Source organism: Gelidibacter gilvus (assembly GCF_004115975.1).
Lineage (GTDB): Bacteria > Bacteroidota > Bacteroidia > Flavobacteriales > Flavobacteriaceae > Gelidibacter > Gelidibacter gilvus.
On the sequence record NZ_SDDZ01000002.1, the window covers coordinates 20,599 to 35,726 of the forward strand.

Annotated in this window: 9 protein-coding genes; all 9 read left to right on the plus strand. The window is 35.1% G+C overall.

Going from position 1 to position 15,128, the window contains the following annotated elements:
* The first annotated feature begins 1 nt into the window (after position 1).
* The 9 genes from ESZ48_RS04200 (at position 2) to ESZ48_RS04240 (ending at position 14,691) form a co-directional block, all read left to right on the plus strand.
* Positions 2-2,482 carry an N-6 DNA methylase gene (locus ESZ48_RS04200; RefSeq protein WP_129016082.1) on the plus strand — a complete coding sequence of 827 codons (2,481 nt, stop codon included), beginning with the start codon at positions 2-4 and terminating at the stop codon, positions 2,480-2,482.
* Positions 2,475-3,659 carry a hypothetical protein gene (locus ESZ48_RS04205; protein WP_129016083.1) on the plus strand — a complete coding sequence of 395 codons (1,185 nt, stop codon included), beginning with the start codon at positions 2,475-2,477 and terminating at the stop codon, positions 3,657-3,659. Before ESZ48_RS04200 ends, ESZ48_RS04205 begins: the two co-directional genes overlap by 8 nt.
* Before the next feature lie 3 nt (positions 3,660-3,662).
* The gene (locus ESZ48_RS04210) at positions 3,663-5,216 is read left to right on the plus strand and encodes a type I restriction-modification system subunit M (RefSeq protein ID WP_129016084.1); all 1,554 of its coding nucleotides are present in this window, start codon (positions 3,663-3,665) and stop codon (positions 5,214-5,216) included.
* Complete coding sequence (locus ESZ48_RS04215; protein ID WP_129016085.1) at positions 5,217-6,404, plus strand: restriction endonuclease subunit S; 1,188 nt, start codon at positions 5,217-5,219, stop codon at positions 6,402-6,404.
* Positions 6,401-7,735 (plus strand): hypothetical protein, encoded by a 1,335-nt coding sequence (locus tag ESZ48_RS04220; RefSeq protein WP_129016086.1) that lies wholly within the window; start codon positions 6,401-6,403, stop codon positions 7,733-7,735. Before ESZ48_RS04215 ends, ESZ48_RS04220 begins: the two co-directional genes overlap by 4 nt.
* A 169-nt stretch (positions 7,736-7,904) precedes the next feature.
* The gene (locus ESZ48_RS04225) at positions 7,905-8,624 is read left to right on the plus strand and encodes a hypothetical protein (protein WP_129016087.1); all 720 of its coding nucleotides are present in this window, start codon (positions 7,905-7,907) and stop codon (positions 8,622-8,624) included.
* A 3-nt stretch (positions 8,625-8,627) separates the two neighbouring features.
* The gene (locus tag ESZ48_RS04230) at positions 8,628-9,203 is read left to right on the plus strand and encodes a DUF1643 domain-containing protein (RefSeq protein WP_129016088.1); all 576 of its coding nucleotides are present in this window, start codon (positions 8,628-8,630) and stop codon (positions 9,201-9,203) included.
* A gap of 12 nt (positions 9,204-9,215) precedes the next feature.
* The gene (locus ESZ48_RS04235) at positions 9,216-12,704 is read left to right on the plus strand and encodes a DEAD/DEAH box helicase family protein (protein ID WP_129016089.1); all 3,489 of its coding nucleotides are present in this window, start codon (positions 9,216-9,218) and stop codon (positions 12,702-12,704) included.
* 247 nt (positions 12,705-12,951) lie between these two features.
* Positions 12,952-14,691, plus strand: a complete 1,740-nt coding sequence (locus ESZ48_RS04240; RefSeq protein ID WP_129016090.1) for a coiled-coil domain-containing protein — start codon at positions 12,952-12,954, stop codon at positions 14,689-14,691.
* The last annotated feature ends 437 nt before the right edge of the window (positions 14,692-15,128 follow it).

The window sequence follows — 15,128 nt, forward strand, 5'->3', positions numbered from 1 at the left end:
TATGAGAGAAGAAAATTATATAGAAAATGTAGAGGTAAAAAGTATCACTGAATCCCTCTGGCGATTAATAAGCAGTCTTAGCAGTGTTTTATCAGTAGAACAATATCACGTAATCCTTTTTCTTCTGTCAGCATATTATGAGGGTATAATTGGGAAAGAGCTCATGGAAGGAGAGGTTGACTATGAGGGCTTTTACTATGCTTTAGAAGATGATCATAGATACTGTGACCTGTTAAAAATTTATAAGCCTATAATCGATGGTATACCAGAATGGCCTTTAGAAATTATAATTAAAAAGTTTTCGATAATAGATAGTGACATTTCTGAGTCTGTATTTAATCGGGTTTTTGATAATCTTCTGTTCAAAATAGCAAGTAATCAGGGAAAATATTCCGGAGAATTTTTGCTCCCAAATGAGATCACTAGCTTAATTATGGGAATTATTGATATACCAAAAGGAGCTAAAGTCTTTAATCCGTTTGCAGGACTAGCTTCTTTTGCAACGCATCTTAATAATGAAGAAAGTTATTATGGACAGGAAATTAATTCTACTTGGGTATTAGGTAAGTTAAACCTTATTAGGTTAGATAAATCCAGAGCTGTTAGTATCGAATACAGAGTAGAAAATCCTATAGAAAATTGGCCCGAAACCATAGACTTCGATATAATAGTGAGTAAACCTCCATTTATTAAGTGGAGAGATGTGAGAATTCCTTCCAAATTAGGTGCTTATACTCTTAATAATAGTTATGCTTATGGTATTGATAAATCTATAAGTTCCATATCCGAAAATGGGCAAGTTGTAATTGTAGTTCCTGAAGGCTTTCTTCTTACGCAAAATTCAAATGATATTGCTCAAAAGACGTATTTAGTAGAAAAAAACTTGTTGGACAGTATCATTAGTTTGCCGGCCGGAATTATTCATAATACTGGTGTTAAAACGAGCATTATTATCCTTAAAAATAGTAGACCCACCAATGATCCCATTAAAATGTTTGATTTGTCAGATATCTATCTTACCGAAGCTAAAAATCGAGTGCTTGATGTTAAAAGATCCTTGGAAATTATCAATGCCAAAGAAGAAAAATTTAGTGTTGCTGTTTCGGGAAATCAAATTAAGCAAGAAAACTATGATTTTAGTGTTGGAAGGTTCATGGTGGCTCAAAATAATGGAACGCCTCTAGCAGAATTCTTTGAAATAGCGAACGGCACCTTGTCACCAGAGATGGATAAGTATCCAATTATAAAAGTGCGAGATATTATAAGTTCTTCGCCATATTTGGATGTAAGCATCGTTAAAGAAATTTCATCAAAGAGAAGGCCTAAATTTCTTTCTGGACAATATTTATTTATCAATACTGCTGGTTCTTTATTGCATAGTGCAATTTCTAAGGATTCTCAAATCATTTTTTTTCAATCAGATCAAATTGTTGTTTTGAAGTTGAAGGATGAGAATAAAATTAATCTGGAATACATACATTATATTCTTAAATCTGAGGAAATAAAGAGTCAAATTAGAATGTTAACTGGAGGCAGCACACAGCCAATGAGAATGAGAAATGAGGATATTCTTAGTTTAAGAATTTCTTTGCCAACACTTGAAGAGCAAAATAAATATGTCATTAATCAAATGATGACATTAATTAGGAAAGAAGAGGTATCGTTAAATAAATTAAAAACTGATGCTGGGATCGAGATTGCGGATGATATTTCATACTTAAGACATTCCTTAGCCGGTAGTGTTAAGAATACTCGAGACTCCTTTTCAAAAGTAGTGGCGATACTGAATGAGCAAATATTTAATATATATCCAGATTTACAGTTATTGACTAAAACACCTCGAAGTAAGATCACTTTAGGGGAGCATTTGAATATTATAAGTAAAGATTTGGAAGAAATCAAAAACACATTGAATAGAACAAGTGTCGAGATAGATGTTAGAACAATGAGCATGACACCTATTGATTTCATTGACTTTATTGAAAAATATACGCAAGTGCTATCCGCAAATAGGAATCATGAATTTCGTACCATGTTTAAATATGATCGCTCTTTAATAGAGAACAATAACATTGATTCAATTTATATTCTAGGAAATAGAGAGATGTTGAGAACGGCTTTAGAAAATATTGTTGAAAATGCAGTAAAGCACGCTTTTCACGACGAGCCAAATCCGTTAATTGAATTTGATTTAATGTTTGACTTTGAGTCAGATAATATGTTGCAATTAGACATCTCAAACAATGGAAAGGTTATTCCGGAGAATTTTTCTATAGATGATTTAACCAGAAAAGGACAACGTGTCGGACAATACGGAGGCGATGGTTTTGGCGGTTATTTAATTAAAGTAATAATTGAAGCTCACAAAGGGTATGTTGATATAACTGACGAAAGTGGTTCGGAAGGCATTGACTATCCAAGAATTTCTACAAGTTTTGAAATAAAATTACCATTTACCACTAATCCGGATGAATATGTATAAAGTATTATGGTTTGATGATGAATTTAATTCTAATAAAGGGATGAATATAATTGATAATGCGAACGAAGAGTATATCGAGCTTATCGGTGTAACAAATGCAAAAGTTGGCATAGATATGCTAACTTCATCGCCTGATAATTATGATGCAATTTTATTAGATGGACTTTTTTTTGTTGGGGATACGGAGCAAGAGAACTACACGGATATAGCATTTAGAGAAGTTGCAAAAACAATATTGAAACTTAAAGCTCAGGATATAGTTATTCCGTGGTTCGTATATTCGGGTCAAAAGGAATTTGTTAAAAGTAAGCACAGTCATCAATTGACTTTTGAAGATGAAAACTATGGGAAGAGAACCTATGATAAAAATAGTGATCAGGATCAGGTTGATTTATGGAAAGACATAATTAAAGCCTGTAATGAAAGAGATAGTGTCAGGGTGAGATTAAAATATTTTAATCCTTTTGAAATGTGCACTGATAATTATCTTGGTAAAAAACATTTCGATAGATTGCACCATTTAGTTTTAGGATTAGAAAATCCAAGCCAAATTAAAATAGCTCAAGATTCTCTAAATGGAATAAGAAAAATTATAGAAGCAGTTTTCGCGAAGCTAAATGAAATTGGCTGTATCCCAGATGAAATTATCCAAGATCAAGGTTGGATTAATGGATCGGGATTGTTTTTATCAGATAAACACAGAGATTATATTTATAAACAAGAAATTATACATCCAGTAGTCGCTTTTAATATATATAAAATCTTGAGTGTCACCCAAGATGGTTCACACAATGAGGGCAAATCATTGGGTGTTGATGCTTATATGGCATCAAATACAAATACATTTTTGTATCAAAGCATAGCTTTGCTTTTATTAGACACTTTAGACTGGTTAAAACCATTCATTGATGATAATAATGATAAAATAAAGAATCAAGCCAAGTGGGATAAAGTTCAATCGACTATTGTGTCTACGTCTCTTACTGGGGAAGTATGTCGAATAGCCGATAACGGATGGGGCACTTTTAAACATAATGATAGCCCTCTAGAAGTAAGTATTCCGCCGGCATTGGTTTCATCTAATCGTCTAGCATTAAATCAAAGCATAGAAATAACAACTGAGCCAAGTCCAGATGGGACAAAAACTTTTATTAAAAATATTAAAACCCAATTATAATACATGATCACAGGAGAATTAAAATCACAAATAGACCAAATCTGGAATACCTTCTGGACGGGCGGCATATCCAATACCATTACCATTGTTGAGCAATTGACCTATCTCATCTTTATCAAAGATTTGGACGAGACCGAAACCCGCAACGAGCGTATGTCAAAACGTTTGGATAAAGAATTTACACCCATTTTTGGAGCCGACCAGCAAGATTTCCGTTGGAAGAATTTAAAGGAAATGGACGTTAACGAGCGTCATAGTATTTTCAGTAATACGGTCGATGGTATTTTTCCATTTATCCGCTCATTAGGCAGTGAGAAAAGCTTGTTCAGTACCTATATGAAAGGCGCCACCTTTGGCATTTCTAAACCAGCCGTCTTAGATCAAGTGATGGAAAAATTGGAGCGACTGGATATGTCTAACCAAGACATTAAAGGCGATATCTACGAATATCTGCTGTCTAAATTAGAAGGTGGTGGAACCGCTGGTCAGTTTAGAACCCCACGCCATATCATTAAGATGATGGTCCACATGATGCAACCCACCTTAGAAGATACCATTTCTGATCCCGCAGCGGGAACCGCTGGTTTTTTAGTGGCTGCTAAAGAATATATTGACAAACATTACGACGTTACCGAGCTCGACAAACACCGTGAGCATATCAACAAACACATGTTTAGCGGTTCTGAGTTTGACGCGACCATGTTGCGCATTGCGTCCATGAACCTATTCTTACACGGAGTGGAAGAACCCAAAATCATAGATGTGGATGCCGTAAGTAAAGACAACAGCATCAGCGATGCTTATACCTTAATTTTGGCAAATCCACCATTTAAAGGCACCATCGACAAAGAAAGCATTGCGCCAGGACTGCGTAATGTGACCGATACCACAAAAACCGAATTACTCTTTTTAGCATTAATGTTACGCCAACTCAAAAAAGGGGGGCGTGCCGCAGTAGTTGTGCCAGACGGCGTGTTATTTGGAAGTGGAAAAGCCCACAAAAACATCCGTGAAGAAATTGTAGCCAACCACAAACTGGAAGCTGTAATCTCTTTACCAAGTGGCATATTTAAACCCTATTCTGGAGTTAGTACTGCGATTATTATATTTACTAAAACCGACAATGGTGGTACGGATAATGTATGGTTTTATGATATGTTAGCAGATGGTAAAAGCTTAGACGATAAACGAAATCTATTGGTAGATGCCGATATTTTTGAAGCCTTCTCTTTTGGGGATGTCGATGTCAGTCTGAGCGCAGTCGAAGACCTTAAAAACTTACACGACAAGTTTAATTTACCCGATGTCATCAAACGTTTTGCGTCATTACGTGACACGAAGCAATCTCCAGAAGTTAAACGTAAACGCACGGAACAATCATTTTTAGTGCCATTTAAAGAAATCAAAGCTAACGATTGGGATTTATCAATCAACCGCTATAAAGAGATCGTTTATGAGGAAGTGGAATATGATGCGCCATTAGATATATTAAAAAAGATAGAAAAGTTAAACTCTGAAAAAATGTCTATTAATGATAAATTATCTAAACTTTTATAAATGAAGACATTTTTAAAAGATATAATTGCGAAGCCCATTACTGGCGAATGGGGAACGGATGGAGATGAAGTAAATGTTCTAAGAACTACGAATTTTACAAATTCTGGAGTATTAGATCTATCTAATGTTGTAAAACGAAACATTGCAGAAAATAAAGTAAAACAAAAGCAATTATTAAGAGGGGATATAATAATTGAGAAATCAGGCGGGAGCCCTACGCAGCCAGTAGGGAGAGTTGTGTTTTTTGAGGAAGAAGGAGTTTATTTGTGTAATAATTTCACTTCTGTTTTAAGACCTAAAAAAGATAGAGTTGAACCTAAATATCTGCATTATTTACTTTATGCAAACCATAGATTTGGTGTTACTGAAATGTTTCAGAATAAGACCACAGGTATTATAAATTTACAATTAACACGTTATGTAAATAAATTAGAAATCCCACTTCCACCCCTAAAAACCCAACAACGCATCGCCCAAATTTTAGACGATGCCACAGCCTTACGCGATAAAACCAAACAACTCCTCACAGAATACGACTTGCTTGCGCAGTCTATCTTTTTGGAGATGTTTGGGGATCCTGTGATTAATCCGAAGCAGTGGGAGAAACGATTACTTAATGATATTTGCGGAGTTGGTTCAAGTAGAAGAGTTTTCGTAAATGAACTTGTAGATGAAGGTATACCATTTTATAGAGGTAAAGAAATAGGTGAATTAAGTGTAGGTAAGCCAATTAATCCTGACTTGTTTATAACTGAAGACCATTATAATGTTTTAAAAGAAGCGACCGGTGTACCCAAGATTGGACACCTGTTAATGCCTTCTATTTGTCCTGATGGAAGAATTTTAAGGATAGAAACTGAAGATCCTTTTTATTTTAAGGATGGTCGAGTTCTTTGGATAAAAGTAAATGAATCTAATATTAACAGTTATTATCTTACATTCTTTCTGAGAGAGTTGTTTAGGACTAATTATTATAATATAGCCTCAGGGACCACTTTTGCAGAGTTGAAAATAGTTGCATTGAAAAAGATAAAAACAATTGTTCCCCCAATCGACATCCAAAACCAATTCGCAGATAAAATAACATTGATAGAACAGCAAAAAGAACTGGCACAACAAGAGCTAAAAGAAAGTGAAGATTTGTTTAATTGTTTGTTGCAGAAGGCGTTTAAAGGGGAGTTGGTATGAGAAATAGACATTTAAACATATTTAGACCATTTAGTCAAAAGCTTTCTAATGAGAATATTGAGGACAATCTTAGTCGTGCATTGGTACATTGCTTGCAAAACAATAGCCTACTTTTCCATGAATTTTTAAGAACTGTTTTTTATGAAACTGAACAAAATGAGCTTTTTCAAAACCTACTTTCAGATATAACTGATAAAGATGCTTATAGTATAGATATCCAAGTGGAAACAACGGCAATTAACGAGTCATTTTCGAAAGTGTTTGCATTGACCATGAGTGGTGTTCCGTTAGATATGCAAGACTTTGTTCAAATAAAACCAAAACAAGAAAAAAGACATCGTACAGATATTTTTATCGCTATTAATGATATTGCAGTTATCATTGAAGTAAAACGAGATAAAACGGATTGCCGCCATCAATTATATCAACAAGTTGCGGCATTCACTGAAGATGTAAATGTGCACACGGTTTTTCCTTTAGATTTTAACTGGCCAAAGTTAATGCAATTGATAAACCGTGTTGTTGGTTTTCAAACACTTATTCAGTCTTCTGATATCCAGCTTAAGGACTTTATTGATTTAATCCAGAGTTACAATCCTAATTGGATACCTGTGCCACCATTAGCTTCCACGGGAAATAGTGTAGATAAAGCATATCAAATAAGACAAAGAGTTGTTTCCGCCTTAAAAAACATTAAAGAACAAGATGGCAACGTCCTAGACTATACTGATAGAATAGGTTTAGAATTACATTATAAATGGGCAAAGGAAATGCTTATTAATTTACGAGTAACGGAAGATAATACCGTAAATCTTGCCTTCGGTATCTGGCCAGGGAACACAAAGGGTCAAGGGTCATATGTTTTAGAACAACTTAAGAAAAATAAAGACTGGGTGCCTCCTAATAGTATTATAGTTAATGGTAAAGAGTTTAACGTAAAATGGGGTTATGAACTTAAGTTTTGTCATTTTAACCGCTACGTCACGAATATTATCATTAATGACACACATCTTAAACTAGGTAAGAATTTGATATCAGGACATGTACATTGGGGTTATACGGGAAAATATGATAAAGAACGATGGAATGATTTAGAGACCTTCCTTGACGATTACCTTATTGAAGATTACAACTGGCGTGAGAAATCTGGTTGGCGAAAACATTTCCTAGAAACGGGTCGTAATTATTTAACGTTGTCTATAGGTTATGAAATAGAAACTATAGTTCCAGTGGCCTATTTGCAAACAATAGATACTGAAATTGGGAATTTACAACCACTTTCAGATTTTATTGAAAATATTGAAAGGCAGTATAAAAACTTATTTTTATAGGAATGAATTATAGAGAGAAGACGGATTCAGAAGATTTACATTTTTGCTAGATAATGCAAAATATATTGTAAATGAATATTACATATATAAATTAAAAAAGCAAGGAAATATAAGTTAATATATAATACCGTATTATTAAAAGCCATCTAACAAAAAAACAACTTAAATCATGGGAATACCGCATAAGTTTTTAAATACAGATTTTGGAAATGGTTTTAATACCAACAATGCCATTTTAACTTCAACTCCTTATCAACCTGAAATTTTGTTTATAGGTACTTTTAATCCACTTACCAATGGCGATGCAAATCCAGCAGATTTTTTTTATGGACGCAATTGGTTTTGGCCAATATTATTCAATATTTTTGAACATAACAGAGAAGTCATTATTCAGAGTCAGCGCAAGTATTGTCCCCCTCATTTTAATCCAACTTTACTGGATATTTTTAAGTTTATGAAAACGCATAAAATTACGTTTGCAGATTTAATTATGAAGGTTTTTCCTGAAACTGAACTTGATAATATTGATGGAAATATTATCACGTATGATAATGAGACCTACAATTTAATTAATGATAACCATTTGATACAATTAAATCAATTTAACGAAGTCATGTGGAGTACAAAATATCTAATTAAGTATATAGAAGCTAATCCAACAATCAAACAAGTTTATTTTACCAGAAAAACGGTAAACCCTTTTACAGCGGAATTAATACAAGTTCAAAACGCGCTTAACCAAAGAGGGGTTACTATAAAATATTTATTTACACCATCAGGTCAAGGATTAGCGGGCATACCAAGAAATCAGGAATTAATGGATCAATGGTTGGAGAGTACAAGAGATGGTTTTGATAATTTGGATGAAGAATGGACTAATATAGATTAATAGATGGAAGCTAAATTTTTATGTGATGCAGAAAATGATCAAAGAAATCGATTTGTTTTGGCTAAAAAAGGCAAGAAGAATTTATTGGTTATTTGTTTGAATCCCAATACGGCTAATGAATATGAGCACGATGAAACATCACTGACTGTTGAAAAAATAGCCATAGCTAATGGGTATGATGGTTGGGTCCTTATTAACCTAACGCCAGAGCGTACCAATGATGAGGAGTTTTTGAGTTCATATTTTAGTGAAAAACTCTTAGATGATAATTTATGTCTAATTGGTGCTATAATGATGGGAAATCAATTTGAAATAAAGGAGGTTATGGTTGCTTGGGGAGATAATATAACAATTCCTGTGGTAGGATTCCATTATTTGCGATCCAGCGCTATTAATATTTTGGATCGCTTAAAAAAATATGAATTAAATTATTGGTGTATAAATCTCACAGCAAAAGGGCATCCATATCATCCTGTTTCATATGGTTATAATAGCTATCTTTCAGTTCCAGAAGAGGTTGTTCTACAGCCATTTGATGTTAAGGTTTATTTGAAAAAATTGACTCTTAAATATATATAGTATTTTAGAACTATGAATTCAAACTTCCAGTTTCTTAAAAACGAGTTTTCTGCCTTTTTTGATCGCGCGGTTAAGGCAGAACAAACGGTCATTACAGATCCGCGGACGTCATTAGTTTATAGTCGTATGGCATTGGAAGAAGCCATCAACTGGATGTATGCCAATGATGCCGAACTAGAAACACCTTATGATACGAGCCTAAACAGTCTCATGGTGGAAACACAGTTTAAAGAGCAGTTTAACCATAAACTGTATAATGACCTTCATATCATTCGTAAAGTTGGAAATCTGGCATCACACAACAAACCTGTAAATGATGTAGATGCCCACAATGCTATTGAAGCTTTATTTTATTATGCCAAATGGTTCGGTAGATCTTATGCGCAAGACGATTATGAAGATGCTGGTATTTTTGATTTCGAAATAATTCCTAGAGAAGGTGCAACTGCACTTTCTAAAAGACAAATTCAACAATTACAAGAGCAACTGGATAAGGAGCTTAATACCTATCAAGCACAATTACTAGCTAAAGAAGAAGAGCGACAATTACTTGCTTATGAAAACGAACTCTTCAAAAAGCAGATAGACGATTTACAAGCACAATTACAAGCCAATAAAGTAGAAGCCAATACGGCCGATGAGGTGCATCATCCGCGTAACGAAGCTGAAACACGTAAATATATCATAGACCTTGCCTTGCGAGAAGCAGGTTGGGATTTAAATGGCATTAACGATAAAGAATACAAAGTGCAGTACATGCCAAAATCTACAAACGTCTCTGAGACTGGATATGTAGATTATGTACTTTGGGATGATGATGGCTTGCCATTAGCACTCATAGAAGCCAAACGGACTTTAGAAAGTGTGACCAAAGGCGAAAACCAAGCACAACTTTATGCAGACAGTCTAGAGAAAATGTACGGACGTCGCCCTATCATGTATTATAGTAACGGTTATGAAACTTACTTGTGGGACGATAAGTTTTACAAACAATCACGGCCAGTGCATGGTTTTTATACCAAAGCCGAATTGCAAACAGCCATGTTCCGACGCAACCATCGTAAAGATATTCGCTTGGCACCAATCGATACGGATATTGCTGGGCGATCCTACCAAATGCGATCCATTAAAAGTATCGCAGAGCATTTCGCCGGTACCGATAAAACCACAGGCAAACTGATTGGCACTAACAGAGGTGCCTTATTAGTACTAGCTACAGGAACAGGTAAAACCAGAGTTTCTATTGCATTCTCAAAAGTCATGTTAGAATGTAATTGGGCAAAACGTGTCTTGTTTTTGGCCGATAGAATAAGTCTCGTAGATCAGGCCATGCGTAACTTTGTAAAGTTTCTCCCTGAACACACCAGTGTGAATTTATTAGAAGAAAAAGATAATCCGGATGCACGTTTTGCGTTTTCGACCTACAAAACCATGATGGGATTAATCGATGGGAGCCGGGATGAAAATGCGCGTTTTTATGGCGTTGGTCATTTCGATTTAATCATAATTGATGAGGCACACCGTTCCATTTATAAAAAATACCAAGCCATTTTTGAATACTTTGATGCTTTGTTCTTAGGGTTGACCGCAACACCTATAGACAGAATTGACAAGAACACCTATCACATGTTTGGCTTGCCAGATCAGTCGCCTACAGATGCATATACTTTTGACGAAGCAGTAGCCAATAGACATTTATCCCCATACGGAACCCGAGAGGTGCCTACCAAGTTTCTAAGCGAAGGCATTAGGTATAGCGAGCTTTCAGAAGAGGAAAAGGAAGAGTTTGAACAAGAAATATTGGATGGAGAGGAAGCTACCGGTAATGAATGGATAGCATCATCAGAATTAAATACCTGGTTATTCAATAAACCTACGGCTATTGAAACATTACGTTATGTTTTAAAACACGGTATTAAAAAACGTGGCGGAGAAGAGTTGGGAAAAACCATCATTTTCGCAAAGAATGAAAAACATGCCCAGTTTCTGAAGGAAACCTTTATGGAACTCGACAAAGAGTTATTTGGCAATGATTATGTCAAAGTCATAACACATAAGGCGCCAAAGGCCAAAGAATTTATCAATCGTTTTTGCGATGAAGAAAAAGAACTTTTACCGCAAATTGCCATTTCGGTAGATATGATGGATACCGGTATTGATGCGCCAAGTTGCGTGAATCTGGTATTCTATAAGCCTGTAAAGTCCTATGCTAAGTTCTGGCAGATGATTGGTAGAGGTTCACGTTTACGTCCCGATCTATTTGGTGTAGGCGAGGATAAGTCACACTTCTTAATTTTTGATCTCTGCGGAAATTTTGAGTTTTTTGAAGAAAATCCAAAAGGTATTGATGCAAGTTCTCAAAAGAGCTTAACCGAAATTTTATTCAGCCTACGTTTGCAACTTGCAGAATATTTAAAGAGTGATCAATTCAAAAACGATACGGCATTACAAGATTATAGAAAAGAATTATTAGATGGTTTACATCGCGAGATTGCCACACTGGATCTTGAAAGGTTCGATGTCAAAATGAAATTGGAAATCGTACATGAGTTTGGGAATGATAACCGAGAAATCTGGAATCACCTCTCTAAACGTGATATCAAGCGCATTGAAGATGAATTGGCAACCCTAGTAAAGCCACAACAGTGCGATACAGATTTGGCACGATACTATGACAAGTTATTATATACATTGATCACAAAACGACTAGAAACTCCCAATAGCGAGGAGTATGTCAATAGTTTTATAATTCCTATTTCCAAGATTGCGTCGACATCCAAAAAATTATTAAAGAAAACGACCATTCCTGCCGTGAAAGCGAAGGAAGATATCATCAAAATGCCACTGGAAGAAGACTTTTGGAAAGTGGATGGCATCGTGCATCTTGAGAAATTAAGAAAAGGAGTGCGCGAATTGGTAAAGTATATAGATCCCGTAGATCAGCGTTACGTAACTACAGATTTTGCAGATTATATATTAGAAGAAGGCATAAAAACAAGTCATCCCATAGATGACACCGGAGCAGTATATCCAGTATCGCCATTCCAAAATAATGTGCATCGTTTAGAGCAATTGATACGAGAAAACGAAAATCACATCACGATTACAAGAATTCGCAAAGGAGAACCCATTACCGAAAGCGAACTCAAAGCTTTAGAAGACATGTTGTTTTCAGGCGGAATTGATAAAGAAGCAATCGAAAGGGAATTGGGGTCACAGTTTAGTCTTGTAACATTCATAATTTCCTTAATGGGTTTAAGTCCAGAAAAAGTAGACCAAGCATTTGCTAATTTTATCAACGAATATCAATTAAATGCCATTCAAATTGAGTTTTTAGACACCATTAAAAAATTCCTGACTACCAACGGAAAGATAGAGCCTAGTAAACTATATGATTCCCCATTTAAGAATTACCACTCCATGGGCATTGATGGTGTGTTTACAACACAACAAGCCGATATGATTTTCAAAATTGTGGGAGATTTTAATAAGGCGAATTAAACAATAACTTCCTGAGTATTCTAAACTGTGCAATTACTCCGCGCAGTCCCGTCGTAGTATTGCAGTATTAATCTTAAATACTGTACGTATGACTGCTTATCAAAACTTTTGGGACGCTAAAATGGAAACATTAATCCTGCAATTAATATCACCATTATTTTACATGATATTTGTGAAAATGTAGCATAAAAGGAATAATAGCAATACTTAAAAATATAAATGTTATAATAATTTTAATGCACATCTGATGGAGCAGAAATCACAAAATAGCGACTTTCAAAATGATTGGGCATACAATGAGAATTTTACCTATCATATTCATATTTCTGAGGCTAAGAGCGGTCTGAATGGCTACTATTGTTTGGGATGTAAAAAAGAAATGCAGGCGGCCAAAGGCTTAAAAAGAATTCATTACTTCCGCCATCATGCCAAAAACGTTGATAAAGACAATACTGAATGTGTTGTAGCCAGCAGAAATTATAGAGAGCTTATCGCTCGGGATATTCTTCAAAGATTAAAGCAGTTAAAAGTACCAGATGTTTATAAGTTTCCTTCCATGGGTCAGGGGGGCAAGCCTATGTTGTTACAGAAATCTGAGACGATTGTCGCTCACAAGGTAAAGTCTGAAATAACCTTTTATGAAGATGATAATTGCCTAGTTCAGTTTGGTCAAAACCCAGAAGTTGATCAAAGATTTTTATTGATAAGACCGGACATTACGTTTTTCAACGAAAAGGAAGAGCCTATTTTACTCATTGAATTTGTAGTCACTCATAAAATAGACGATGAGAAAAGACTAAAACTTAAAAGGTTGGGCTTGAACACTGTTCAAATCATTATTCCTAAAAGGCCCGAAAATGAAATCGAAGCTGCGCTAAAATCACAAACAAAAGTAAAATGGGTATATAATGAAATCGAAGCCAACACCGAATACATATTCGTTTCCGAAGCAACTAATAATGGAATATGGTCAATTGATGACGACCAAAGAAACATTTTCGAAGAATCTTACAAGTGCAGAGCAAGCCAACTTAAATATCTTATACGATCAGTTAAAAGAGCTTTGGAATCGCAATCATACAATAGAACTGAACAACTCTTTGAATCTGAAATATCAAGAGTTGAGAAAGCTACAGCAGCAGAGCAACAGAGATTGGGAGAGTTGGAGACAGGAATTGATAACGAAGTACAATTACAGTATGCAGAACAGTTTATCGAACTTGATAGACAGAGAGGAAAACTTGACGAGTCAGAAAAGGAATTTCGAAGACACATTAAAGGTTTGGAAGAACGATATCGAACAAAGGATGACGAAATTAGAGGAGAACAGGAAGAAATTAGAGGTGACCAAGAAGAACTTAATGACATTAAGAGAAGAGAACTCGAAAACGGCGGAACTGAGGAATCTATTAGAGAAAGATTTAGGCGAGCAGGCGAAGAATTACGACATGACTTTGAAATTACATCAGAAGACCTTAAACGATATATCGACAGAGAAATCGAGTATAAAGGAAAGTTATCAGCAGACGAAGCAAAACTTCCAGGTTTCTTTAAACAACTTGAAAGTAAAGAATACGAAAACTTTGCAATCGAGAGAGATAGAAATCGAAACTGGTTCCGAGCACTCAATGACGGCGAAGAAAGAATCTTATCAGAAGATATTAGCAACGAAGAAGCAGGTCTTAAAGAGCTACAACTTAAAGAGGGAACCCTTGCAGAAGAGTTTGGAGAGCTTGAAGAAAGAGAACGAGCGCGTTTTAGAGAAGAAGAGGCAAGTCTTATTGGAGAAGAAAAACGCTATCAAGAATCAATTCGTGAAGAACTTATTAAAGAATTCAGAGAATCCACCACCGAATTACCCAGAAGAGTTAAGTTTATATTGGAAGCACAACGAGTGGGACGCGATTACAAAGATGCTCACCGCAAAGAACAATACTATCAGAGGGCACGAGACTTTTTTAACCAGGGAGCTTGGGAAAAAGAATAAATCTTTAAAGTGGTTTATAGAAACTTTTCAGAATGTAATAAATGATAAGTAGGTTTACGAGCAAGCTAAGGCATTATCGGACTTTTCTATAAATAAGAATAAATTGAATGTTTTTAAATTCAAATGTTAAATTCAATATCAACTAATCAATATAAATTACTATTTTTATCAATTGATGCTAAAATAAACGTTCTTCTCATTATTGGAAGACAGGTGATTATAGCATAACCGCTAACTAACCTAAACATGTCAAAAATAAATGCTGTTTTTGAACTCTTCTTGTTCAAAGTGTCAAAATTACTGTGTCCAAGCCGCAACAGCAATAAAGATAACCATAGGATTGAGGTAAGAGAAATTACATCTCCAAAATTAATTTTAAATTTTCATAGCAAACAATGTAATTATTACAAATTTCAAGAATATTTGTATGGAATCGG

Coding starts and splice junctions, on each gene's coding strand:
- ESZ48_RS04200 (WP_129016082.1), top strand. CDS start 2: ATGAGAGAAGAAAATTATATAGAAAATGTAGAGGTAAAAAGTATCACT.
- ESZ48_RS04205 (WP_129016083.1), top strand. CDS start 2,475: ATGTATAAAGTATTATGGTTTGATGATGAATTTAATTCTAATAAAGGG.
- ESZ48_RS04210 (WP_129016084.1), top strand. CDS start 3,663: ATGATCACAGGAGAATTAAAATCACAAATAGACCAAATCTGGAATACC.
- ESZ48_RS04215 (WP_129016085.1), top strand. CDS start 5,217: ATGAAGACATTTTTAAAAGATATAATTGCGAAGCCCATTACTGGCGAA.
- ESZ48_RS04220 (WP_129016086.1), top strand. CDS start 6,401: ATGAGAAATAGACATTTAAACATATTTAGACCATTTAGTCAAAAGCTT.
- ESZ48_RS04225 (WP_129016087.1), top strand. CDS start 7,905: ATGGGAATACCGCATAAGTTTTTAAATACAGATTTTGGAAATGGTTTT.
- ESZ48_RS04230 (WP_129016088.1), top strand. CDS start 8,628: ATGGAAGCTAAATTTTTATGTGATGCAGAAAATGATCAAAGAAATCGA.
- ESZ48_RS04235 (WP_129016089.1), top strand. CDS start 9,216: ATGAATTCAAACTTCCAGTTTCTTAAAAACGAGTTTTCTGCCTTTTTT.
- ESZ48_RS04240 (WP_129016090.1), top strand. CDS start 12,952: ATGGAGCAGAAATCACAAAATAGCGACTTTCAAAATGATTGGGCATAC.